The following is a 22,597-nucleotide window of genomic DNA, read 5'->3' as shown; positions in this document are numbered from 1 at the left end:
TCCCGCGGACGGCGCCCCACCGGCGCGCCGTCCGCGGGTCAGCGGACGGCGATCCGCTCCGAGCGCGGCACCGGCACCTGGGCCGCCGTGTAGCGGGCCACCACCGCGGTCACCGGACCGTCGGTGCCGGCCAGCCGCGCCTGGTCGCGCCCGCCGTCCTTGGCCGAGTAGAGCGCCGCGTCGGCCGCGGTGAGCAGTGCGGTGCCGGTGTCCCCGGCGGTGGCGCGGGAGGCGATGCCGAGGCTGGCGGTGACGGCGCGCGGCCCGTCGATCTCCCGCAGCGCGGCCCGCACCCGGTCGGCCACCTCGACGGCGTCGTCCACGCTGGCGCCGGGCAGCACCAGGGCGAACTCCTCGCCGCCGTACCGGGCGACGACGTCACCGCGCCGGACGCAGGAGCGCAGCGCGGCGCCCACCGCCCGCAGCACGTCGTCCCCGGCCTGGTGGCCGAAGGAGTCGTTGAGCGACTTGAAGTGGTCCAGGTCGATGATCACCACGGCCAGCGCCGAGTCGGCCCGGACGGCGTTCGCGACCTCCCGCTCCAGTGCGTCGTCGAAGGCCCGGCGGTTGGCGACCCCGGTGAGCCCGTCGGTGAGCGCGCTCTGCTGCAGGTGCTCCAGCAGCGCGACGCGGGCAAAGGCGGTGGCCGCGTGCGCGACCGCCTGCTCGGCCACGCCCACCCGGCGCTGCTCGATGCGCGAACCGCTGCGGGCGTCGTCGGCGAAGCTCAGCGTCCCCGACCCCTGCCCCTCGAGCGCGAACGGGACGACGACGACCCGCGCGGCGCCCTCGAGCACCTCGTCGACCCACGGGTCGGCGGCGGTCATGGTGGCCAGCACCGTGCTGCCCCGCTCCTGGGCCAGGTGCAGCAGCGTGCCCGGCTCCGGCGTCCCGCCCGGCCGCAGCGTCTCCGCCGCCCGGTCGGCGTGCATGCGGACGGCGAGGTCGACCGAGGGCCGGCCTCCCCCGTCGGGCAGGTGGTACTGCACCGCGGCGATCGGGGCGTCGGCGGCGTCGACGGCGAAGTCGAGCAGCGCCTCGGCCACCTTCGCGCCGGTGTCGGCCTCGTGCAGGGCGGCCGACAGCCGGCGCAGCGCCGCCTCGTCGTACCGGCGGCGGCGCAGCTCGCGCTCGTTCACCGCGCCCAGGCCGGCCGTGGTCACCGCGGTCACCCAGACCACGACCAGGAAGATGCCGAACCCGACCTCGTCGAACCCGGCGATGCCCGGCTGCGCGGGGAGCAGCCCGGTGGCCACGCCCTCCAGCACGCACATCACGACGAGGGAGTGCCACAGGGCGATCCGCAGGCCGCTGCGGAACGAGCCGAGCAGCGACACCGCCAGCACGTGCAGGACGACGACGTAGACGACCGGCCCGTCGAGACCGCCGGCGAGGTACATGGCCAGACCCAGGTGGACGGCGTCCAGCAGGGCCGGGACGGTGAGGGCCACGACCGCCCAGCGCCGGCCGAGGGCGGACATCTGGCTCAGCACCAGCCCGGTGGTCAGCACCACCACGCCCGACACCGCCGGCACCCACACCGACCCGACGGTGCTCGGGGCGTTCGACCGGGTCACGACCCAGGCGAGCAGCGGCAGCGTGAGCACACCGATCCGGACGGCGAGCATCCAGCGGAGCCGGTCGGCCAGCGGCAGGATGTCCAGCGAGCCGTGCGAGGAGCTGGGCGCCTGTGTCATGACGGTGCCCTCCGCGGGCTCTCGGGGAAGTCGGGGAAGCCGCTGAGGTCGTGCCGGACCGGGGCCAGGGCGAGCTTGGGGTCCCGGCGGTCCAGCCGGCCCTGAACGGCCACGAAGCCGATCACGACCGCCACCAGGGCGAGCGGGAACTGGCTGTCGTCGGCCACGGCGAACGCGACCTGGGCCATGGCGGCGGCGACCTCGACGAACGAGGACGGTGTGGTGTCGATCGGGGGTGCCAGGAGCACGTCCCCGGAGGTGCCGCCGCGCCGGGGGAAGCTGCCGGGGACGGAGCCGGTGCGGGTCGCCGGGGCGGCCGGCCCGACGGACGGGGCGGGCTCGGCGGACGGCGCCGGCGGCACGGCCGGTGCCGGGACCGCGGCGGAGGTGCGGACGGGAGCGGGCACCGGGACAGGACGCGCGGTGGGCACCGCGGGGGGTGCCGGGACCGGTGTCGCCGAGGGGACCGGCGCCGGCACGACGGCGGGCACGGGGGCGGGCGCGGGCACCGGCGTGGGCTCCGCGACGACCACCGGCGCCGGGACCGGGGTCACGTCGAGGGACCAGACGAAGGACGCGCGTGCGGTGAGCCCCTGCGCCCCCGGGTCGTCGAGCACGCCGACGGAGAAGCGGAACACGGCCCGCTGGTCGACGCCGGGCTGCCACCCGGTCGACACACCGGTGGCCGGCGTCCCGGGGAGCTGGGCGAGCGTGCCGGTCCACACCTGCTGGCCGCTGAACGTGTCGCACCGCGTGGGGTCGGCCAGCACGCCGCGCTCGACGGTGAGCGAGAGGTAGGGGGCGAGGTCGGCCCGGGGCACGACGGCGCTGAGGTCGACGCCGCCGAACGACTGCGCCGACCCGGTCACCGCGAGGGCCACGCAGCGCTGCTCCACCTGCCCGGGCACCAGCCCGGTCGAGGTGAACAGCGCGCCCCCGGCGCGGTCGTCGACCAGCCGCACGGACGTCGAGCTCTCGGCGGCGGGCACGAGCTGCGTGGGCAGCCACCCCACCGACGCCTGGGCGAGCAGCGCCGCAGCAGCCACCCAGCCCGCGGCCTGGGCAGCGCGACGGGAGCGCCGTCCCCCTGCCCGGGCTGCTCTGGACACCGTGCTCCCCATCTCGTCGACGAGCGCCCCGCCGGGTCCGGCGGCCGGTGACGACACCGGTGCTCCGCTCTCGTCATCGGCCGGAGCGGGCACATGTTGAGTTGCGTGCGACATGGAGCTCGTCAGCCCGGTGGCACCGGCACCGGGCCGGTGCGGTGGCGTCCGAGGCGAGGGGCGTCCAGCTCCGGCTCGCGACGGCGGGTGACCCAGACCGTCACGCCGGCGAGCAGCGCGGTGGCGAGCACGGCGGCGCCCCGGTCCCCGGTCCGCCACCAGTACGCCGGCAGCCCGATGGAGGGCACGCGCAGCTGCGCCCGGCCGACCACGCTCGCCGCCGGGACCGGGAGGGGGTCGTCGCTGGAGTTGGCGTCGCCGCGGGTCACCAGGTCGCCGTGCACGTCGAAGGCGACCAGCCGGTGCAGCAGCGACCGGCCGGGGTCCGCGGGGTCGGGGAAGAGCAGCACCTGGCCCGGCTGGAGCTGGTCCGGCGTCACCGCCGTGGTGAGCACGACGTCCCCGGGGGCGATCCGGGGCTGCATGGACCCGGAGACGACGACGTCGGCGCGCAGCCCGACGGCCTGGGCGACGAGACAGAGCGCCAGCATCCCGGCCAGGGCGACCAGGACGGCGAGGACCGCGGCGCGGGCCAGGGCCGAGGACCAGGAGCGCACGGCCGCAGCCGTGCCCTCGTCCGCGGGACGGTGCCGGCCGCCGCGGCCGGTCGCCGGGTGGACGGGCTGCGGCACGGTCGCGATCGGCCTGGGCGCGGTCCGGGGCGGCGCGGTCACCTGTTGTGCGCTTCCCAGGTGAAGGTCGCGCGGGACTGCGAGCGCTGGGCCGCGTCGTCGTCGGCGACCGCGTAGGTGACCCGGAACGTGAGGTGGGTGTCCGGCGCGGTGGCCGGGGCCACCTGCAGGCCGGTGGCGAAGTCGTGGTGGAGGTCCTTGAGGTCGGCCAGCGTGCGGTCGGCCCCGGCGGCCGGGTCGTCGGCCCGGGCGGTGTTGTAGGCCAGCGTCGCGGGGGTGAAGCCGCTGCTGCAGTCGGGGTCCACGAGGGCACCGGCGGCCACGTCCGTGCCGCGCTCGACGCTCATCACCAGGTAGGGGTCCAGCGTCGAGGGGGCGGCCGTCGGCGTGCTCACGTACAGCCGGACGTCGGCGGGGACGTCACCGGTGTAGTCGACCCTGATGCACCGGGACCGGGTGGACCCCGGCTGCAGGTCGTCGTCGGCCGGGCCGGAGAACAGCGCCCCGCCCGTCCCGCCGGCGGCGAGCACGACGCTGCCGCTCCGCCACGTGTTGTCGGCGTTCTGGGCGGTGGCGGAGAACGCGGCGTGGGTGGACTGCCAGGTCAGTGCGCCGCCGAGCACCAGCCCCACGGGGACGGCGACGGCCAGGAGGGTGCGGCGTGACCGTGCCGTGGACCGGTGCACGTGCGCTCCTCGGGCCCGGGGCGCAGCCGATCTGCACCCGTTGTGCCCGACATCGGCACGGGTGCACGCCACCTGAGCAGCGACGGCGGCGCCCTCACCCTCCCGAGGGGTGCCGTGCCGGCGGGTGCACGGACCCGGGAACGCGTCAGGCCGGGTCCGTGAGGACCCGGCCTGACCAGGGTGGAGCTGAGGGGAATTGAACCCCTGACCCCCTCGATGCGAACGAGGTGCGCTACCGGACTGCGCCACAGCCCCTTGCGTCGGACAGCTTACCGTCCGACTCCCCCGCCCCCGTCACGGGGGCGGGTAGGCCCCTTGCAGGGTCCCACCACGAGCCTGCGAGTGGTGGGGGCAGGGGGCCTCCCTTCAGCCGTTGACGACCCGGCGCGGGGCGTAGGTGTCGATCTCGGCGAAGCCGATGTCGTCGTCGTCGAGCCCGACGACGGCGCTCTGCTGCCACCCGGCCGGGGCCGGGGTGCGGGCCGCGACGACCCGGCCCGGACGCAGCGGGTGCACCGGGGCCAGCGGCAGGCTCGGGTGGACCGGGCCGGTCTCGGTGACGACGACCGGGGCGGCCGTCGGGGCCGACCGCGGGGCGGGTGCCGGGGAGGCGGCGCGGCGCGGGGCGGGGGCCCGCATCGGCGGACGCTGGGCGAGCCGGGCGGCGCGGCGGGCGGCGGCACGGCGCTCCCGCTTGGCCGCGGCGCGCAGCACCATGAGGTAGCCGACGACCGCGACGTCCAGCAGGACCTGCGGCGCCCACATCCACGACCGGTAGGCCAGCGCGCCGACCAGGGCGAGCACGGCGAGGGCGACCAGGCCGGCCAGCGTGCGCCGGCGCACCGCGTGCACGTCGACCTTGAGCTCGCCGCTGCTGCGGAGCTGCGCGCGGTCGATGGTCACCCGCTCGGTCTCCATGTGGACCACCGGGTCCACGGGACGACGACGCTGCAGGGTCCGTCCCGAGTCGGCGGCACCGGTGCCGGCACGGGAGTCGCCGCGCGTGACCACCATCGGCACGAGGACCACGAACCACAGCACGACGAGAGCGGCCAGCAGAACGCCCGAACCCATCACGAACACCTCGATCCATCCCTGGCACACCGGAAGGACCCCATCCCTGGGGCACCACGAGTCACATCAGTCACTCGGGAGTCACGGTAAGGGCGGCGACTGCCGATGTCGGGGACGCGCCCGGTGTGTCGGCGTGGTCCGCACGACGATCCGGCGTGCTCCTGTCCACATCCGGTCTCGGACCGGTGACGGGTGGTCAGGAAGCCGGCACGCTGCGCACTCGAGGGTGCGCCCAGGCGATCAGGACGGGACGCCGGCCCGCCACCGGGCGAGGACGCCGCCGGGCACGTCGCCGGCCAGCAGCGCGTAGCCGAGGTGGTCCCGCCACGCACCGTCGATGTCGAGGTAGTCGCGGAAGAGCGCCTCCTGACGGAAGCCCAGCCGCTCGACCAGCCGCCGGCTCGGCCCGTTCTCGGGGCGGATGTCGGCCTGCAGCCGGTGCAGGCCGGCCGGCCCGAACGCGTGGTCGCAGACCAGCGCGACGGCCAGCGAGGCCACGCCGCGGCCGGCGACCGCGGAGTCCACCCAGTAGCCCAGGTGCCCCGACCGCAGCGCGCCGCGCACGATGTTGTCCACCGTCACCTGGCCGACCAGCCGGCCGTCGTGCCGGACGGCGAAGGGCAGCGTGGTGCCCGCGCGGGCGCGGGCGGACATCGCCCGGCGCATGCTGCGGTAGACCGCCGGGGTGTGCCGGTCGGCCCACGGCACGGTGCCCGAGGGCTCCCAGGGGGTCAGCCAGGCCTCGTTGGCCGTGCGCAGCCGGGACCACTCCCGCGCGTCGGACCGCTCCAGCGGCCGCAGCTCGACCGGCCCCCAGGCCAGCCGGGCCGGCCAGCCGGGGTGCAGTGCGGGGTCCAGCTCAGCCGCCGAGCAGCATGGGCATGACGGTGACCAGCCCGCCGGCCGCGACCTCGGTGACGTCCTCGTCCACCACGATCAGGCAGTTGGCGCGGGCCATCCGGGCGAGCATCGCCTGGTCGCCGTCGCCGATCGGCTCGACCACGTAGCCACCGTCGGGGTGCCGCATGACCTGTCCGTGCAGGTACTGCCGGTAGCCCAGCGGGGAGAGCAGCTGCTCGGCCGAGACCGCCTGCACCGTGCGCCGGAAGAGCTGGCGCTTGCCCAGCATCAGCCGGATCGCGGGACGGACGAACACCTCGAAGGCGACCAGCGCCGCGACCGGCTCGCCGGGCACGCAGATGACCGGCACACCTTCCGGGCCGAGCCGGCCGAAGGCGTGCACGGGGCCGGGGTGCATGGCGACCTGGGTGAAGGCCAGCCCGCCGAGCTCGGCGAGGGCCTCCTGCAGCAGGTCCGGGCCGCCGTTGGCGAAGGTGCCGGCGATGAGGACGACGTCGCTGCGCAGCATCTGCCCCTCGAGCAGCTCCACCATGCGGCGGCGGTCGTTGGGCATGATGCCGGCGCGGTAGGCCTCGGCCCCGGCGTCCCGGGCGGCGGCGGCCAGCGCGTAGCTGTTGACGTCGACCTGCTGGCCCGGGCCGGCGATCCGCCCGACGTCGACCAGCTCGTCACCGGCGCACAGGACGGCGATCCGCGGCCGGGGGCGCACGGCGACCCGCTCCCGGCCGACGGCGGCGAGCAGGCTGATCTGGGCCGGCCCGATCGGGGTGCCGACCTGCACGGCGACGTCCCCGGGGGCGACGTCGTCGCCGATCCTGCGCACGTAGCTGCCCGGTGCCAGCGCGGCGTAGACGGCCACCCGGGCCAGGCCCTGGTCGGTCCACGCGGCGGGCACCACGACGTCGGCGCCGACGGGCATCATCGCGCCGACCGCGACCTTCCACGCCAGGCCCGGGCCGATCGCGGTGGCGTCGCCGGAACCCGCGGCGCTCTCCCCCACCACGTGCAGGGCGACCGGGGTCTCGACCGTGGCGGTCGCGACGTCGGCCGAGCGCACGGCGTACCCGTCGAGGCCGGCCTGGTCGAAGGAGGGCAGCGCCCGCTCGCTGGTGACCAGCTCGGCGCAGAGCAGGCCCTGGGCGTCCAGGACCGCCAGCTCGATCGGCTCGGGGGTGGGCACCGCGCCGAGGATCTCGTCCAGGTGGTGCTCGACGGTGCGCAGCCGGACCCCGGAGACGTCGACCGAGCCGGTGTCGGCCAGCGGGTCCGGCGAGCGGTCGCCGGTGGCGATCGCCGGGGAGGGCACCCGGTCGGAGGCGAACACCGACCGGTCGACCTGCACGGTGTCGTGGGTGACCGTGGGCGCCGGGCCGGAGACCTCGTGCACCTCTCGCGGCTGTGGGACGAGACCGCCCTGCTCCAGGTCCAGCTGGGTCGTGTCCCGGCTGGACCTGGAGAACCACCCACGTGTCGTGTCGTCGGTCATGCCCGCCACCGTCGTCGCTCCCTCCGCGGCCAAGGATCGGCCAGGACCCGCCAGTCGACGGACCTCTTCGGGAGCGATGGTGCCTCCTGACCCGGTCGGTCAGGCCGGCGACGCGCCCTCGACGGGCAGGTCTGTGACGAAAGACCGCAGCCACGGCCCGAAGTCCGGACCCAGGTCCTCGCGCTCGACGGCGAGCTGGACGACGGCCTTGAGGTAGTCGAGCTTGTCACCGGTGTCGTACCGGCGGCCGGAGAAGACCACGCCGTGCACCGGGACGCCGTCCTCGACGAGCTTCAGCAGCGCGTCGGTCAGCTGGATCTCCCCGCCGCGGCCGGGCGGGGTGGCGCGGATGGCGTCGAAGACCTCGGCGGGCAGCACGTAGCGGCCGATGATCGCCAGCGAGCTCGGCGCCTCGGCGGCCGGGGGCTTCTCCACCATGCCGGTCACCCGGAAGACCTGGTCACCGTCGCCGGCGACCTCGACGTCCTCGACGGCGACGGCGCCGTACTTGGAGATGTTCTCCGCACCCACGTCCAGCAGCGCGATGACCGCGCCGCCGTGCTCGGCCTGGACGGCGAGCATCTGCTCCAGCAGCAGGTCGCGGGCGTCGATGATGTCGTCACCGAGCAGCACCGCGAAGGCCTCGTCGCCGACGAAGGCGGCGGCCTGCAGGACGGCGTGGCCCAGGCCCTTGGCCTCGCCCTGACGGACGAAGAACACCTGGGCGACGTCGGTGGACTCGTTCACCGCGTCGATGCGCGCCTGATCGCCCTTCTTCTCCAGCGCCGCCTCCAGCTCGGGCGTGCGGTCGAAGAAGTCCTCGATGGCGCCCTTGTTCCGCCCGGTCACCATGAGCACCTCGGACAGGCCCGCGCGGGCGGCCTCCTCGACGATGTACTGCAGGGCGGGGCGGTCGACGACGGGCAGCAGCTCCTTGGGCACCGCCTTCGTCGCGGGCAGGAAGCGGGTGCCCATCCCGGCGACCGGGATGACGGCCTTGACGGTCGGACGCGGCTCGGAAGGGCTCGACATGCGGCGAGGGTAGCTAGCCTGCCGCCGTGGCCGACTCCCCCGTCGTGGTGAACGCCAAGGCGACGCTGCGCACATCCGTCCTGGCCCGGCGTGCCGCCCGCCCGGCCGGTGAACGGGCGGCTGCCGCCGACGCCCTCGCCGAGGCGCTCGTCGCGGCCCCCGCCGTCCGGGCCGCCACCGTGGTCGCCGGGTACGTGCCGCTGGCCGAGGAGCCCGGCGCCGGGCGGCTGCCGGCGGCGCTGCCCGGGCGGGTGCTGCTGCCGGTGGTGCCCGACCAGGGGCGGGAGCTGTCGTGGGTGGTGGCCGGCGGCGCACTGGTCCCCGGCCGCTTCGGGCTGCTGGAGCCGGCCGGCCCCCGGCTGCCGGCCGGCGCCCTCGCCGAGGCCGACGTCGTGGTCGTCCCGGCGCTCGCGGTCGCCGCCGGCGGTGCCCGGCTGGGCCGTGGCGGCGGGTTCTACGACCGGGCGCTGCAGCACGCGCGCCCCGACGCCGTCCTGGTGGCGCTGGTGTTCGACGACGAGCTGGTCGCCGCGCTGCCCGTCGGGGAGCACGACCGGCGGGTCGACGCCGTCGTCACGCCCTCCGGGGGCTGGCTGTACCTGAGCTGAGGACCGGTGCCGATCATGAGAGGGTGACCCACGTCTCCGGGCGACAGCCGTCCGCAGCGCCGTCGCCGTAGGAGCTCCGTGTCCGCCGAGATCATCTCCATCCTCGCCCTCGTGGCGATCTTCGCGATCGCCACCGTGCTGCCGATCAACATGGGCGCACTGGCGTTCGTGGCGGCCTTCCTGGTCGGCACGCTCGCCGTCGGGATGACGACCACCGACATCCTCGACGGCTTCCCGGCGGGGCTGGTGCTGACGCTGATCGGCGTCACCTACCTGTTCGCCATCGCCCAGAACAACGGCACCGTCGACCTGCTGGTGCGCGGGGCGGTGAAGCTGGTGGCCGGCCGGGTGGCCCTGATCCCCTGGATCATGTTCGCCGTCACCGCGGTGCTCACCGCGATCGGCGCGCTCTCCCCCGCCGCGGTCGCCATCGTCGCGCCGATCGCGCTCGGGTTCGCCGCGAAGTACAAGATCAACCCGCTGCTGATGGGCATGATGGTCGTCCACGGCGCCCAGGGCGGTGGCTTCTCCCCGATCAGCGTCTACGGCGTGACGGTGAACGAGCTCGTCGACGAGAACGGCCTGCCGGGCAGCCCGCTCACCGTCTTCCTGGCCAGCCTGGGCTTCAACATCGCCATCGCCGTCGTGCTGTTCATGGTGTTCGGCGGCCGGCAGCTGATGGGCCGCCGGGTCGGCGAGGAGGAGGTCGCGGCCGAGCGGGAGCTCGCCTCGACCGGCGGCGCCGGCACGGTCGTCAAGGGCCACGGGGTGCGGACCACCGGCGACGCCGACGACGAGCCGTCCACCGGGCGGATCACCGCCGAGCAGGTCCTCACCCTGGTCGGGCTGGTGACGCTGGCGGTGCTGGCGCTGGCCTTCGACCTGGACATCGGCTTCGTCTCCATCACCATCGCCACCGTGCTGGCGCTGTTCTCCGCCGCCCGCCACAAGGGCGCGGTCATGCAGATCAGCTGGTCCACCGTGCTGCTCATCGCCGGTGTGCTGACCTTCGTGTACGTGCTGCAGGAGGCCGGCACGATCACCTACGTCGGCGAGTCGGTCACGAAGCTCGGCAGCCCGCTGCTGGTGGCGCTGCTGCTGGCCTACATCGGCGCGGTCGTCTCCGCCTTCGCCTCCTCCACCGCCATCCTCGGCGTGGCCATCTCCCTGGCGGTGCCGTTCCTGCTGAGCGGGGACATCGGCGCCGTCGGGGTGGTCGCCGCCCTGGCCGTGGCCGCCACGATCGTCGACGTCAGCCCGTTCTCCACCAACGGCGCCCTGGTGCTGGCCAACGCCCAGGACATCGACCGCGACCGGTTCTACAAGCAGATGCTGGGCTACTCCGGGGCGGTGGTGGTCATCGGGCCGCTGGTGGCCTGGCTCGTCTTCGTCGTCCCCGGCTGGCTGTAGGAGGCTCCCGTGACCGGACCGCTGGACGACGTCCTCGTCGTCGACCTGACCCGGGCCCTCGCCGGCCCGCACGCCGGGATGATGCTCGGCGACCTGGGCGCCCGCGTGATCAAGGTGGAGAGCCCCGGCAGTGGTGACGACAGCCGCGGGTGGGGCCCGCCGTTCGTGGACACCGACGCCGGCCGGGAGTCGACGTACTTCTTCTCGGCCAACCGCAACAAGGAGTCGATCACCCTCGACCTCAAGGACGACGCGGACAAGTCGGTGCTCACCGAGCTGGTGCGCCGGGCCGACGTGCTGCTGGAGAACTTCCGCCCCGGCACCCTGGCCCGCCTCGGCTTCGGCACCGACGTGCTCGCCGAGCTGAATCCCCGGCTGGTGCAGCTGTCCATCAGCGGCTTCGGCCACGACGGCCCCGAGGGTCAGCGGGCCGGCTACGACCAGATCGCGCAGGGCGAGGCCGGGCTGATGTCGCTGACCGGCTCGGGCCCGGACGACCCGCAGAAGGTCGGCGTCCCGATCGGTGACCTGCTGGCCGGGATGTACGGCGCCTACGGGGTGCTGGCCGCGCTGCTCGAGCGCGAGCGCACCGGTCACGGCCAGGTCGTGCGCACCTCGCTGCTGGCCGCCGTCGTCGGCGTGCACGCCTTCCAGGGCACGGCCTACACCGTGGCCGGCAAGGTCAACCGCGGTCAGGGCAACCACCACCCCTCGATCGCCCCCTACGGGCTGTTCCGGTGTGCCGGCGGCAGCGTGCAGCTGTCCTGCGGCAGCGAGGGTCTCTGGAAGCGGCTGTGCACCGAGTTCGGGCTGGACCCGGCGGCCGAGGGCATGGCGTCCAACGGCGAGCGGGTCGAGCACCGCGACGAGGTCATCGAGCTGCTGGAGCGCACGTTCGCCGAGATCCCGGCCCCCGAGCTGCTGGCCCGGCTCGACGCCGCGGGCGTCCCGGCCGGCAAGGTGCGCACCCTCGACGAGGTCTACGCCTGGGAGCAGACGCTGTCCCAGGGCCTGGCGATCACCGTCGACCACCCGACCGCCGGGCAGCTCACGCTGCCCGGGCCGCCGCTGCGCTTCTTCGCGCCCGGCCCGGACGGCGAGGTCGAGACCACCCGCCGCGAGCACACTCCCCCGCCGGTGCTCGGCGCCGACGGGGAGGCGCTGCGCGCCTGGCTGTCGACGCCGGACGGCGTCCCGCAGCCCGAGGGCGAGGACGGCGACGTCGAGGACGGGCACGCCACGTGACCACCCCCCGGCTGGACGCCCGGTCGCTGCGGGACCTCGTGCTGGACGCGGGGTCCTGGCGGTCCTGGGACACCCCGGTGCCGCCGCGCGAGGTCGACGACGCCTACGCACGCGAGCTGGCCGGGGCCCGGGACAAGACCGGGCAGGACGAGGCGATCGTCACCGGCGAGGGCACGCTGCGCGGCCGCCGGGTCGCGGTGGTGGCCGGTGAGTTCGGCTTCCTGGCCGGCTCCATCGGGACTGCCACGGCCGAGCGGCTGATGGACGCGATCGAGCGGGCCACCACCGAGGGGCTGCCACTGCTGGCCGCCCCGGTGTCCGGCGGCACCCGCATGCAGGAGGGCACGGTCGCCTTCCTGCAGATGGTCGGCATCACCGCCGCGATCGCCCGGCACAAGGAGGCGGGGCTGCCCTACCTCGTCTACCTGCGCGGCCCGACGTTCGGCGGCGTGCTGGCCTCCTGGGGGTCGCTGGGCCACGTGACCATCGCCGAGCCGGGTGCGGCCATCGGCTTCCTGGGCCCGCGGGTCTACGCCGCCCTGTACGGCGAGCCGTTCCCGGAGGGCGTGCAGACGGCGGAGAACCTGGCCGCCCACGGGCTGATCGACGGCGTCGTCCCGCACGCGGAGATCGCCGACGTCGCCGACCGGGCGCTGCGGGTGCTGTCGGCCCGGGCGACCTGGCACCGGGACGCACCGGTCGCCGCTCCCGACCCCGACGACGGCACCGACGCCGACGACCCCGAGGACCACCGCAGCGCCTGGGACGTCGTCACCGCCTCCCGCCGTCCCGACCGCCCCGGCGTGCGCGAGTTGCTGCGCGCCGCGGCCAGCGACGTCGTGCCGCTCAACGGCACCGGCGCCGGCGAGTCCGAACCGGGGCTGCTGCTGGCGCTGGCCCGGTTCGGCGGCGCCCCGTGCGTGGTGCTCGGTCAGGACCGGCGCGACCAGTCCCCCACCGCCCCGCTGGGCCCGGGCGCACTGCGCGAGGCCCGCCGCGGGATGCGGCTGGCCGCCGAGCTGCGGCTGCCGCTGCTCACCCTGATAGACACCCCCGGCGCCGCGCTGTCGGTGGCCGCCGAGGAGGGCGGGCTGGCCGGGGAGATCGCCCGCTGCCTGTCCGACCTGGTCACGCTGCCCGCGCCCACGCTGGCCGTGCTGCTCGGGCAGGGCACCGGTGGCGGCGCGCTGGCGCTGGTGCCGGCCGACCGGGTGCTGGCCGCGGCCAACGGCTGGCTCGGCCCGTTGCCGCCGGAGGGCGCCTCGGCCATCGTGCACCGCACCGTCGACCGGGCCGATGAGATGGCGGCCTCCCAGGGCGTGCGGGCGACCGACCTGTGGCGGGCCGGGATCGTCGACCGGGTGGTGCCCGAGCGGCCCGACGCCGCCGACGAGCCGGTGGAGTTCTGCCGTCGGCTGGGCCGCGTGCTCGCCCAGGAGCTGGCCGGGCTGCTGGGCCGCGACGACGTCGAGCGGATGCGCAGCCGCACCCGCCGCTGGCGCCACCTCGGCGGTCCCACCGGGATCAGGTGACCTGATCGTGCGTGCTCCTGGCTCACCATGTGCCGTGAGCCAGGAGCACGCACGGTGAGCCAGGACGGACGGCGGACGGGGTGGACTCGGTGGCCCACAACGGGGTTGCCGGTCAAGAGCAGCGGGCACGGTCCCCGGAGGGCCGGGGAGACCGTCCGGCCACCGCAGCGGCCCCTCCGGGGCCGAGCCCTCGAGGAGACCCCATGTCGAACGACCAGCACACCGTCCTCCGCTCCATGCACGACCTGGGCCTGGCCGCCTGGTTCGGCGGGAACCTGATGGGCGCCATCGGGCTGAACAAGGCCGCGGCCGCCGCCAAGGACAGCACCGAGCGCACCCGGCTGTCCTCGATCGGCTGGGGCGCCTGGGCGCCCGTGCAGGCTGCCGCCATCGGCGCCCACCTGATCGGCTCGGTCGGCATGCTGCGCGCGGACCGTGGCCGGGTGGCCACCGACTCCGGCGCCACGCTGAACACCGTGCTCAAGAGCGTGCTCACCGTCTCCGCCATCGTCACCACCGCCACCAGCGGCGCGTTCGGCGCGAAGATCGGCTCCAAGTCGGTCGACGGCGGGGTGCCCAGCGCGACCGCCACGGAGCCCTCCGCCGGCACCCCGGCCGACGTCGCCTCCGCGCTGAAGGCGCAGAAGCCGCTGCAGTGGGCCAACCCCGCGCTGACCGCCGTGCTGATCGTGCTCGCCGCCCAGCAGGGTGAGCAGCAGCGCACCGCCTCCACCGTCCGCGGCGCCTTCGGTGCCGGGCTCACCAGCCTGAAGGCCGCCGTCCTCAAGGCCGCCTGACGGAGGCCGTCGTCCGCCTCGCCCTCGCACGTCCGGGGCGGGGCCGGACGGCACCGACGCGCGGGCTGCCGTCAGGCGGCGGCCTGCCCGGCCGGGGCGAGACCCCACGCGGCCGCCAGCAGCTCCAGGCTGCGCACCCGCTCGGCGACACCGTGGGTGGACGCGGTGACCATCAGCTCGTCGGCACCGGTCTCGGCGGCCAGCGCCCGCAGCTCGGCCACCACCCGCTCCGGTCCGCCGATGACGGCGTTGCTCGGCATGTTCTCCGCCGCGGACCGCTCGGGGTGCACCGCTGCCTCCTCGAGGCTGGGCACCGGGCGCAGCCGGCCGGTCCGGATCGACAGCCGCATCAGCTGACCGGGCAGTGCCAGCCGCGCGGCGTCGGCGTCGGTGTCGGCGACCAGCGCGTTCGCGGTGACCACCGCGTAGGGCTGCGCCTGGTGGTCCGAGGGCACGAACGCGTCCCGGTAGACCTCCAGCGCGGCCACGGTGTGCGGGCTGCCGAAGTGGTGGGCGAAGGTGAAGGGCAGGCCCAGCTGCCCGGCCAGCTGCGCGGAGAAGCTGCTGGAGCCCAGCAGCACGACCCGCGGCGCGGTGACCGCCGCCGGGGTGGCGCTGAACCGCTCGGCCAGGCCGCCCTCGACACGGGCGTCACCGAACAGCCCGAGCAGGTCGACCACGTTCTGCGGGAAGTCCTCGGCCGACAGCGCCGCCGGGTCGCGGCGCAGCGCGAGCGCGGTGTGCTGGTCGGTGCCCGGCGCGCGGCCGATGCCCAGGTCGATCCGGCCCGGGTGCAGGGCCTCCAGCAGCGCGAACTGCTCGGCGACCACGAGCGGGGCGTGGTTGGGCAGCATGACCCCGCCCGAGCCGACGACGATCCGCTCGGTGGCCGCAGCCAGGTGCGCGATCAGCACCGGCGGGTTCGTGCTGGCCACCGCCGGCATGTTGTGGTGCTCGGCGACCCACAGCCGGCGGTAGCCCAGCCGGTCGGCGGCCCGGGCCACGGCCGTGGTGTTGGCCAGCGCGTCGGCGGTGGTCTGCCCGGTGCCGACCGTGGCCAGCTCGAGGACGGACAGGGACAGCGGGGTCTCGGACATCACAGGCGGCAACGCCGCCCCGTCCGGGACGCTTCCCGGCCGGTCAGCCGGCCTCGGGCACCCGCAGCGTCGCGTCGGGGTCCAGCCGCTCGAGGACGGCGGTGAGCGCGACCTCCAGCAGCTGGGTCTGCTCGGGGGTGAGCGCGGCGAACAGGCCCTCCTTCACCGCGGCGACGTGCCCGGGCGCCACCCGCGAGACGACCTCCTGGCCGGCGTCGGTGAGGACGGCGAGGTTGCCGCGGCGGTCCTCGGTCGCCCGCTCGCGGCGCACCCAGCCGCGCTCCTCGAGCCGGGCCACGGTGTGCGACAGCCGGCTCTGCGACTGGTTGGCCACCCGGGCCAGGTCGCTCATCCGGCGGCTGCGGTCGGGGGCCTCGGACAGCATCGCCAGCACCACGTAGGCGGGGTGGGTCAGGCCGGCGTCGCGCTGGAGCTGGGCGTCGAGCGCGCGCGGCAGCAGCTCGGTCACGGCCAGCCAGGCCCGCCACGTGCGTTGTTCCTGCTCGTCGAGCCACTGCGGGACCACGCCGGAACCGTACCGCCGCGCCCGGAGCACCCCGTGTGAGCGGGGGCTCGCCCGCTCGGCGTGGACGCCGGGTGGGCCGACAGCGCATGATTGGCAGTCGCCGGGGCAGAGTGCCAGCCCCGGTCCGGATCGGATCGAGGAGCTCGCAGCACCGTGCCCACGTACCAGTACGTCTGCTCCAACCCCGAGGGCAAGCACGAGTTCGAGGTCGTGCAGTCGTTCACCGACCCTGCGGTGACCACCTGCCCGCAGGACGGTTCGCCCGTGCGGAAGGTCTACGGCTCGGTCGGCGTCGTGTTCAAGGGCTCGGGCTTCTACCGCACCGACAGCCGCAAGGCCGAGAGCGCGACCAGCGCACCGGCCCCGGCCAAGGAGTCGACCGCGAAGAAGGAGTCCTCGGGCAGCGCCGGCAAGGAGTCCAGCTCCCCGGCCCCCGCGGCGAAGTCCTCCACCCCCAGCGGCGGCAGCACCGCGGGCTGACCCACGGACGACGGCGGCGCGCTGCCGTCCGTCCACACCGGGGTCCGCGGTCCACAACCCGCGGCGGGGTGCGCCGGTCGCCCGCTCCGCCGCGGAGCATGACCGCGTGCCGCTCCCCCGACTGCGCCGTCCCCGCTCACCGGTGCACCTGCTCCGGCAGGTCGCCGCTGCCGCGCTCGCCGGCCTGGCCCTCGTGCTGGCGCTGCAGCCACCCCCGCCCGTGACCGGCCCGGTCACCACGACCGTCCCGGTGGTCGTGGCCGCGGCCGACCTGCCCGCCGGGGCCGCACTGACCGCCGGTGACCTGGTGGTCGCCCAGCTGCCTGCCGACGCCGCGCCGGCCGGGGTGGTGGCCGACGTGCCGCAGCTGACCGACGCGGTGCTGGCCTCCCCGGTGCGGTCGGGCGAACCGGTCACCGACGTGCGCGTCGTCGGCGCGGGGCTGTGGTCGGCGGTGCCCGCCGGTCAGGTCGCGGCCCCGGTGCGGCTGGCCGACCTGGCGGTGTCGACGCTGCTGCGGGCCGGGGACCGGGTCGACGTGCTCGCCACCGGCGACGTCGCGGCGGGTGATGCGGGTGGCGGCCCGGCCGTGCAGGTGGTCGCCTCCGGTGCCCTGGTGCTGACCGCGCCGGCCGCCCCCGGCGGCGACGCCGCGGTGGGCGGTGCACCGGAGCCGGACGGGCTGCTGGTGCTGGCCGTGACCCCGGAGACCGCCGGCCGGCTGGCGGCTGCCGCCGCCTCGGCCACGCTCACCGTTACCCTCGGCCGGCCGTGACCCCCGGGCAGCCGCCCGGCACGACACGAGAGGTGCAGACGTGCTCAAGGGCTTCAAGGACTTCCTGCTGCGCGGGAACGTCGTCGACCTCGCGGTGGCCGTGGTCGTCGGTACCGCGTTCACCGCCGTGGTCACCTCGTTCACCACGTCGTTCCTCCAGCCGCTGATCGGGCTGGTCGGTGGCGGTGGCGCCACGGGTGGGACGTCCGTCGTCAACGGGCAGGTCTTCACCTGGGGGGCGTTCCTCAACCAGGTCATCACCTTCGTGCTGACCGCCGCGGTCATCTACTTCGTGGTGGTCGTGCCGATGAAGATCGTCGTCGAGCGGCGCCGGCGCGGCGAGGAGGCCGGCCCGGTCGCCCCGACGCAGGTCGAGCTGCTGGCCGAGATCCGCGACCTGCTCCGCGCCCAGCAGGGCCTCGACCCGGTGACCAGCGACGACGGCGGCCGGCACGCCCACACCGGCGAGTTCCCCCGCCCGGTGTGACACCGGGCCGGCCCAGCTGGTCGGCCCCTCTCCAGGGGCCTGCGGGTCGTGGGGGCAGCGGGTCCTTCAGTCGCTGCCCCAGTGCGGCGGGCGGTCCTCCAGGTAGCGGCGGTCGTCGTCGTCGGGGTCGGTGAGCCGCTCGCCCCAGCCGACGTCGCTGTCGTCGGGGGCGCGCTCGGGTCGCCCGGAGGCGGGCGCGCGGTCGTCGCCGGCAGGCTGCTGTGGTGCGGACACGTCCTCGAGCCTAGGCCGGGACGGGGTCAGTCCAGCGGCTGACCGAGGCCCTCGAGCACCTCGGCGCCGGGCAGCGCGGCGAGCACCGCACCCGGCACCGCGAGCTTGCTGCCGCGGGTGCCGGAGCCGACCACCAGCAGCTCGCTGGCGGCCACCGCGGCGTCGACCAGCACCGGCCAGGACGCCGGCAGCCCGACCGGGGTGATGCCCCCGTAGGCCATCCCGCTCTCGGCGACCGCGACGTCCTGCGGGGCGAAGGAGGCCTTGCGGGCGCCCAGGTGCCGGCGGACCAGGCCGTTGACGTCGGCCCGGGTGGTGGCCAGGACCAGGCACGCGGCCAGCGTCGTCTCCCCACCCCGCCGCGCGGCGACGACCACGCAGTTCGCCGAGGCGGTCAGCGGCACCTCGTAGGTGTCGGTGAACGCAGCGGTGTCGGCGGCCGTGTCGTCGATCTCGGCCACCCACGCCGGGCCGGACAGCCCGGCGATGGCCGCCGCGACCGGGTCGCCCAGCAGGTGCCGGTGGTCAGCGGCCGGCAGCCAGGTGAGCGTGCCGAGCTGGGGTGCGGTGTCCGGTGCGGCCATGCGCTGATCGTGCGACACCGCGATCGGCGACCGGCGTCCGGGGTCCGGGGTCTCGCATTGTCGCGCGTGCACGGCTGCCGCGAGGATGGCCGGGTGATCGGTCAGCTGCACTCCATCGTCATCGACGCCCCCGACGCCCACGCCCTGGCCTGCTTCTACGCCGAGGTGCTCGGCATGGAGGTGAAGGGCTCCCCCGGCGACGACTGGGTGGTCGTCACCGGCGCCGGCTACCGGATCGCCTTCCAGCAGGCCCCCGACCTGCAGGCGCCCGAGTGGCCCGACCCCGACCACCCGCAGCAGTTCCACCTCGACATCCGGGTGGCCGACGTGGAGGAGGCCGAGCCGAAGGTGCTGGCCCTCGGCGCCCGGCGGCTGCCCGGCGGTGGCGGCGACTTCCGGGTCTACGCCGACCCGGTCGGGCACCCGTTCTGCCTCGTCTGGGACGCCGTGTGACCGACCGGGCGGTCGCTGCGGCGGTCGCGGTCGCGCGGGCCCACGGGCTGGCCGTCGTCGACCCGGTGGTGCTCTCCGACGGCATCAACCTGGTGGTGCACCTGCGGCCGGCGCCCGTGGTGGCGCGGATCGCCACGTACCTGCCGCTGGTGCGCCCCGACCCGGCCCGCGCCCAGCGCCGTGACCTGCTGCTCGCCGCCGCGCTCGCCTCGGCCGGTGCCTCGGTGCTGCGGCCCACGGACCTGCTGCCGCCGGGCCCGCACACCCAGGACGGGTTCACGATCGCGTTCTGGCAGTGGGTCGAGCTGCTCCCCGAGCGGCCCACCGCCGAGGTCGCCGGGCGCACCCTGGCCGACCTACTGGAGGTGCTCGGCACGGTCGACCCCGGCTGGTCCGGCGAGCCGCTGGACACCCCGCTCGACGACCTGGCCGGGTTCGCACGACGCGGGGTCCAGCTGGGTGCCCCCGCCGACCTGGTGGCGCGGACCGCCGAGCTCACCGAGCAGCTGCGCCCGCTGCTGGGCGGAGAGGTGCAGCCGCTGCACGGCGACGCGCACCCGGGCAACCTGCTCCGGACGCCGGCGGGCTGGGTCTGGGCCGACCTGGAGGACACCGCGCTGGGCCCACGCGGCTGGGACGTCGCCTGCCTGCGTCACACGCAGCGGCTGGACGGCCGGGCCGCGGTCGACGCGATGCCCGCCCCGATGACCGACGAGGAGCTCCGCCCCTTCCTCCTGCTGCGGCGGCTGCACGCCACGGCCTGGTGGTTCCCGCACGCGGCGCGGGTCCCGGCGGACCTGTCCCTGGCCCGCACCCGGCTGGCCGAGGCGGTCCGGGAGGTCGGCGCCGCGCTGGGCTGACCCGCACCACCGGACGTCGAGCCGTGCCGTGGCGCGGCTCCAGGTCCGGCGCCCCGGCTCGACCCGGACGGACGGACACCGGCCCGGCACCGTCCGGGCTGCGCCGACGGGGACAGCAGGGGTCAGCGCAGGCCGGGCGGGACGGCGTCCGGGTCGAGGGTGACCCGGAACAGCGCACGCGGGTCCTGCAGCGTCGCCGGCGGGCGCGCCGCCGAGCGGGGCACGACCGCCTCGAACCGGGCCGGACGACGGTGCGGCAGCAGCTCCCGGCCGTGGAAGGAGTAGTCGCCGACCACCCGGCCGAGCAGCAGCCCGGCGCCCACCTCGATCGGCAGGCCGACCAGGTCACCGGGCGCGACCTCGTCGAGGAAGGCGATGAGCTGGCGCAGGTCCTTGGCCGGGCGCTTGCCGGACAGCTCCTTGGCCAGGGCGCGCAGCTCGGCCGGCGTCTGCCCGGTGGCGTCAACGTCGATGCCGGACTGCGTGCCCAGGCCGACGAGACCGCCGAACAGCGCGGCGCCCAGCTCGTTGTGTGCCCGCGGGCGCACGACCCAGACCGGCACGCCCTCGGGTGCGGGAGCCGGCGGGACGTCGTCGGCACCGGGCCACTTGTAGGGGAGGTCGTCGGGGTCCTCAGGAAATCGCGACCGGTAGGTCTCCGGCTCCTTGGCCAGCAGGTTCGACCGGTGCGACAGGTGCAGCTCCTCGTCACCCACCCAGCTGGGCAGCAGCCCGGCCGCGGCCGCCTCCGCCTGGGTCATCCTCGCGGCCTCGGGGGCGAACTCGGAGATGAGCGCCTCGGTGGAGTCGGCGAACCCGCGCTCCTTCCAGACCCGCACCATGGCCAGGGAGTAGACGACCAGGCCGGCGGTGTACCCGCGCCACATGATCACGACCGGGTGGTTGGCCCAGCCGTAGTCGGGCAGCTCGAGGGCGCGCAGCACCTGCAGGCACTCCACGCGCTGCTTGCCGAGCCGGGGGTTGTCGAGGAGCCGGGCGGACTCGGTGAAGTCCTGCACCGGGAGGAAGGTCTGCATCGCCGTTCATCCTGGCCCAGCGCTCACGGCCTCGCTGCAGGGGCCCGCCGCGAGCTCGCGAGGGGTGGGGGGCAGCGAGGTCGTTCAACAGCCGCCGGGCTCCCGAGGGGCCGTGTTCGCGAACATGGCCATCAGGCGTCCAGCTGGTCCAGCTGCTCCAGCGCCGACTCCCAGCGGGCCCGGCGTCCGGCCTCGTCCTGGTCCCACCAGGCGGTGCCGCGCTCGCCCAGCCCGGTCTTGGCCAGCTGCACCCGTGCCCGGGCCGCGGCCACGGCGGCGTCGTCCCCGCGGGCGGCGCGCACACCGGAGCGGCCCACGCCCAGGTGGTGCAGCAGCCGCGCCCGCACGTCCTCGGGCAGCGACGGGTCCGCCGTCCGCCAGCGCCGTCCGTCGACGACGATCCAGCGGCCGTCCGCGGTGTGCTCGACCTCGCGGGTCACGCCAGCCGGCCGGCCAACTCGGGCAGCACGAGACCCAGCGGTGCGTCGACCCGGATCGTGGCCTTCGCGTCGCCGCGCGTGGGGCCTGCGTTGACGATGGCGACCGGGATGCCGCGCTTGGCCGCGGCGATGACGAACCGGTAGCCGCTCATCACGGTCAACGACGAGCCCAGCACCAGCAGCGACCCGGCCTCGGCGACCAGGTCGAAGCAGCGGTCGACCCGGTCCCGCGGCACGGTCTCGCCGAAGAAGACGACGTCGGGCTTGAGCGGGCCGCCGCCGCAGGCCAGGCAGTCGACCATCACGAAGCCGTCGAGCGCCTCCTCGGGCAGCTCGACGTCGCCGTCGGGGTTGACCTCGTCGCCGACGTCGGGCCGGAAGCCGGGGTTGGCCGCCCGCAGCCGGACGTCGAGGTCGGCGCGGGAGGCGACGTCGCCGCAGGCCAGGCAGACGGTGCGGTCCAGGCCGCCGTGCAGCTCGAGCACGTCGCGGGCACCGCCGGCCTGGTGCAGCCCGTCCACGTTCTGGGTGATGACCTCGCCCACGCACCCGGCCTGCTGCAGCGCGGCGACGGCGCGGTGCCCGGCGTTGGGGCGGGCGTCCCCGATCTGCCGCCAGCCGACGAAGCTGCGCGCCCAGTAGCGGTGCCGGCCCCGGGGGTCGCGGGTGAAGGTCTGGTAGGTCATCGGGGTGTGCCGGCGCAGCGACCCGGTGGCGCCCCGGTAGTCGGGGATGCCGGAGTCGGTCGAGAGACCGGCGCCGGAGAGCACCAGGGCCCCGCCGTCGGTGAGGAGGTCGGTGAGCTCGGCGACGCCGGCGAGCGTGGCGGGTGCGGTCACCCCTTCATGGTCCCTGCCGGGACGCCGTCGCGCCTCAGCCTGCGGCGACCGCGTGCTCCAGCTTCTCCAGCAGCGCGCCGTGGATGCGGGCGAGGCCCGTGGGCGCGAAGGTGCGCTCGAAGAACCCGCCGATGCCGGTCGCCCCGGTCCAGGTGGTGCGCGCCCGCACGGTGCTCACCCCGGCGTCGGCGGGGTGCACGGTCCAGGTGGTCACCATCGAGGAGTTGGTGTCGCTCTCCACCAGCGCGCCGTCGGGCCCGGCGGTGACGACGACGTCCTGCACCCGCACCCGCTTGGACGTCGCCTGAAGCTTCCAGTGCACGCGCGTGCCCGCTCCGGTGCCGCCCTCGGTCACCCGGTACTCGCTGTACTGCTCGGGCAGCACCGCGGGGCGGGTGGTGGTGTAGTCGGCGAGCGCGGCGCGGACGACGTCCGCCGGTGCCCGCACGACCCGTTCGGCTGTGGCGACGACCTGACCCATGCCGCCCATCCTGCTCTCCCC

The 22,597-nt window shown here is 75.7% G+C and carries 26 protein-coding genes and 1 tRNA gene; 10 read left to right on the top strand and 17 right to left on the bottom strand.

What is annotated here, in order from left to right:
• Nucleotides 1-38 precede the first annotated feature (38 nt).
• The 9 genes from GCU67_RS11685 to GCU67_RS11645 form a co-directional block, all read right to left on the bottom strand.
• Nucleotides 39-1,697, bottom strand: a complete 1,659-nt coding sequence (locus GCU67_RS11685; RefSeq protein ID WP_163611387.1) for a GGDEF domain-containing protein — start codon at nucleotides 1,695-1,697, stop codon at nucleotides 39-41.
• Complete coding sequence (locus GCU67_RS11680; protein ID WP_163611386.1) at nucleotides 1,694-2,863, bottom strand: hypothetical protein; 1,170 nt, start codon at nucleotides 2,861-2,863, stop codon at nucleotides 1,694-1,696. Before GCU67_RS11680 ends, GCU67_RS11685 begins: the two co-directional genes overlap by 4 nt.
• 65 nt (nucleotides 2,864-2,928) lie before the next feature.
• Nucleotides 2,929-3,552, bottom strand: a complete 624-nt coding sequence (locus GCU67_RS11675) for a signal peptidase I (protein WP_163611385.1) — start codon at nucleotides 3,550-3,552, stop codon at nucleotides 2,929-2,931.
• Nucleotides 3,553-3,590: 38 nt separating this feature from the next.
• Nucleotides 3,591-4,238, bottom strand: a complete 648-nt coding sequence (locus tag GCU67_RS11670; RefSeq protein ID WP_163611384.1) for a hypothetical protein — start codon at nucleotides 4,236-4,238, stop codon at nucleotides 3,591-3,593.
• A gap of 181 nt (nucleotides 4,239-4,419) precedes the next feature.
• Nucleotides 4,420-4,493, bottom strand: a tRNA-Ala gene (locus GCU67_RS11665).
• A gap of 111 nt (nucleotides 4,494-4,604) precedes the next feature.
• Nucleotides 4,605-5,312, bottom strand: coding sequence for a divisome protein SepX/GlpR (sepX, locus tag GCU67_RS11660; RefSeq protein ID WP_163611383.1), 708 nt, complete (start codon nucleotides 5,310-5,312; stop codon nucleotides 4,605-4,607).
• A gap of 240 nt (nucleotides 5,313-5,552) precedes the next feature.
• Entirely contained in the window at nucleotides 5,553-6,104 is a 552-nt protein-coding gene (locus GCU67_RS11655) for a GNAT family N-acetyltransferase (RefSeq protein ID WP_276508514.1), read from the bottom strand.
• Nucleotides 6,105-6,171: 67 nt separating this feature from the next.
• The gene (gene glp / locus GCU67_RS11650) at nucleotides 6,172-7,659 is read right to left on the bottom strand and encodes a molybdotransferase-like divisome protein Glp (RefSeq protein WP_211661207.1); all 1,488 of its coding nucleotides are present in this window, start codon (nucleotides 7,657-7,659) and stop codon (nucleotides 6,172-6,174) included.
• Nucleotides 7,660-7,758: 99 nt separating this feature from the next.
• Nucleotides 7,759-8,691: a UTP--glucose-1-phosphate uridylyltransferase gene (locus GCU67_RS11645; protein ID WP_163611382.1), complete on the bottom strand. Its 933-nt coding sequence runs from the start codon at nucleotides 8,689-8,691 to the stop codon at nucleotides 7,759-7,761.
• 26 nt (nucleotides 8,692-8,717) lie between these two features.
• On the opposite strand from GCU67_RS11645, the gene GCU67_RS11640 reads away from it, so the two are divergent.
• The 5 genes from GCU67_RS11640 (at nucleotide 8,718) to GCU67_RS11620 (ending at nucleotide 14,283) form a co-directional block, all read left to right on the top strand.
• A complete protein-coding gene (locus tag GCU67_RS11640; RefSeq protein WP_163611381.1) occupies nucleotides 8,718-9,299 on the top strand; it encodes a 5-formyltetrahydrofolate cyclo-ligase in 582 nt (193 codons plus the stop codon).
• A 78-nt stretch (nucleotides 9,300-9,377) separates the two neighbouring features.
• The gene (locus GCU67_RS11635; RefSeq protein ID WP_163611380.1) at nucleotides 9,378-10,709 is read left to right on the top strand and encodes an SLC13 family permease; all 1,332 of its coding nucleotides are present in this window, start codon (nucleotides 9,378-9,380) and stop codon (nucleotides 10,707-10,709) included.
• A 9-nt stretch (nucleotides 10,710-10,718) separates the two neighbouring features.
• Complete coding sequence (locus GCU67_RS11630) at nucleotides 10,719-11,954, top strand: CoA transferase (RefSeq protein ID WP_163611379.1); 1,236 nt, start codon at nucleotides 10,719-10,721, stop codon at nucleotides 11,952-11,954.
• The gene (locus GCU67_RS11625) at nucleotides 11,951-13,486 is read left to right on the top strand and encodes a carboxyl transferase domain-containing protein (RefSeq protein ID WP_163611378.1); all 1,536 of its coding nucleotides are present in this window, start codon (nucleotides 11,951-11,953) and stop codon (nucleotides 13,484-13,486) included. Before GCU67_RS11630 ends, GCU67_RS11625 begins: the two co-directional genes overlap by 4 nt.
• 203 nt (nucleotides 13,487-13,689) lie before the next feature.
• Nucleotides 13,690-14,283, top strand: a complete 594-nt coding sequence (locus GCU67_RS11620; RefSeq protein WP_163611377.1) for a hypothetical protein — start codon at nucleotides 13,690-13,692, stop codon at nucleotides 14,281-14,283.
• A gap of 71 nt (nucleotides 14,284-14,354) precedes the next feature.
• On the opposite strand, the gene GCU67_RS11615 is transcribed toward GCU67_RS11620, so the two are convergent.
• Nucleotides 14,355-15,380 (bottom strand): LLM class flavin-dependent oxidoreductase, encoded by a 1,026-nt coding sequence (locus GCU67_RS11615; protein WP_163611376.1) that lies wholly within the window; start codon nucleotides 15,378-15,380, stop codon nucleotides 14,355-14,357.
• 43 nt (nucleotides 15,381-15,423) lie between these two features.
• Nucleotides 15,424-15,906 (bottom strand): MarR family transcriptional regulator, encoded by a 483-nt coding sequence (locus tag GCU67_RS11610; protein WP_163611375.1) that lies wholly within the window; start codon nucleotides 15,904-15,906, stop codon nucleotides 15,424-15,426.
• 153 nt (nucleotides 15,907-16,059) lie between these two features.
• Here GCU67_RS11610 and GCU67_RS11605 point away from each other — a divergent pair, with 153 nt between their 5' ends.
• The 3 genes from GCU67_RS11605 to mscL all read left to right on the top strand — a co-directional run bounded on the left by GCU67_RS11605 (nucleotide 16,060) and on the right by mscL (nucleotide 17,648).
• Nucleotides 16,060-16,386: an FmdB family zinc ribbon protein gene (locus GCU67_RS11605; RefSeq protein ID WP_163611374.1), complete on the top strand. Its 327-nt coding sequence runs from the start codon at nucleotides 16,060-16,062 to the stop codon at nucleotides 16,384-16,386.
• A 106-nt stretch (nucleotides 16,387-16,492) separates the two neighbouring features.
• A complete protein-coding gene (gene cpaB / locus GCU67_RS11600) occupies nucleotides 16,493-17,161 on the top strand; it encodes a Flp pilus assembly protein CpaB (protein WP_163611373.1) in 669 nt (222 codons plus the stop codon).
• 40 nt (nucleotides 17,162-17,201) lie between these two features.
• Nucleotides 17,202-17,648 carry a large conductance mechanosensitive channel protein MscL gene (gene mscL / locus GCU67_RS11595; RefSeq protein WP_163611372.1) on the top strand — a complete coding sequence of 149 codons (447 nt, stop codon included), beginning with the start codon at nucleotides 17,202-17,204 and terminating at the stop codon, nucleotides 17,646-17,648.
• A gap of 66 nt (nucleotides 17,649-17,714) precedes the next feature.
• On the opposite strand, the gene GCU67_RS21150 is transcribed toward mscL, so the two are convergent.
• On the bottom strand, nucleotides 17,715-17,882 hold the full coding sequence (locus GCU67_RS21150; RefSeq protein ID WP_170311044.1) for a hypothetical protein: 168 nt from the start codon (nucleotides 17,880-17,882) through the stop codon (nucleotides 17,715-17,717).
• Between the two features lie 26 nt (nucleotides 17,883-17,908).
• Nucleotides 17,909-18,466: a YbaK/EbsC family protein gene (locus GCU67_RS11590; RefSeq protein ID WP_163611371.1), complete on the bottom strand. Its 558-nt coding sequence runs from the start codon at nucleotides 18,464-18,466 to the stop codon at nucleotides 17,909-17,911.
• A 93-nt stretch (nucleotides 18,467-18,559) separates the two neighbouring features.
• Between GCU67_RS11590 and GCU67_RS11585 the strand changes: the two genes are divergently transcribed.
• On the top strand, nucleotides 18,560-18,919 hold the full coding sequence (locus GCU67_RS11585; protein WP_163611370.1) for a VOC family protein: 360 nt from the start codon (nucleotides 18,560-18,562) through the stop codon (nucleotides 18,917-18,919).
• Entirely contained in the window at nucleotides 18,916-19,779 is an 864-nt protein-coding gene (locus tag GCU67_RS11580) for a phosphotransferase (protein ID WP_163611369.1), read from the top strand. The genes GCU67_RS11585 and GCU67_RS11580 overlap by 4 nt, the downstream gene beginning before the upstream one ends.
• Before the next feature lie 122 nt (nucleotides 19,780-19,901).
• Here the strand turns inward: GCU67_RS11580 and GCU67_RS11575 are convergent, their stop codons facing one another.
• The 4 genes from GCU67_RS11575 to GCU67_RS11560 form a co-directional block, all read right to left on the bottom strand.
• The gene (locus GCU67_RS11575) at nucleotides 19,902-20,816 is read right to left on the bottom strand and encodes an MSMEG_6728 family protein (RefSeq protein ID WP_163611368.1); all 915 of its coding nucleotides are present in this window, start codon (nucleotides 20,814-20,816) and stop codon (nucleotides 19,902-19,904) included.
• Nucleotides 20,817-20,947: 131 nt separating this feature from the next.
• Nucleotides 20,948-21,256, bottom strand: a complete 309-nt coding sequence (locus GCU67_RS11570; RefSeq protein ID WP_163611367.1) for a biopolymer transporter Tol — start codon at nucleotides 21,254-21,256, stop codon at nucleotides 20,948-20,950.
• The gene (locus GCU67_RS11565; RefSeq protein ID WP_163611366.1) at nucleotides 21,253-22,095 is read right to left on the bottom strand and encodes an NAD-dependent protein deacetylase; all 843 of its coding nucleotides are present in this window, start codon (nucleotides 22,093-22,095) and stop codon (nucleotides 21,253-21,255) included. The genes GCU67_RS11570 and GCU67_RS11565 overlap by 4 nt, the downstream gene beginning before the upstream one ends.
• A gap of 34 nt (nucleotides 22,096-22,129) precedes the next feature.
• Nucleotides 22,130-22,576 carry an SRPBCC family protein gene (locus GCU67_RS11560; RefSeq protein WP_163611365.1) on the bottom strand — a complete coding sequence of 149 codons (447 nt, stop codon included), beginning with the start codon at nucleotides 22,574-22,576 and terminating at the stop codon, nucleotides 22,130-22,132.
• Nucleotides 22,577-22,597 lie beyond the last annotated feature (21 nt).

The organism is Modestobacter muralis, from assembly GCF_010682105.1.
Lineage (GTDB): Bacteria > Actinomycetota > Actinomycetes > Mycobacteriales > Geodermatophilaceae > Modestobacter > Modestobacter muralis.
Note: the sequence above shows the minus strand (reverse complement) of the source record. Positions and strands in the feature narration are given on the sequence as shown.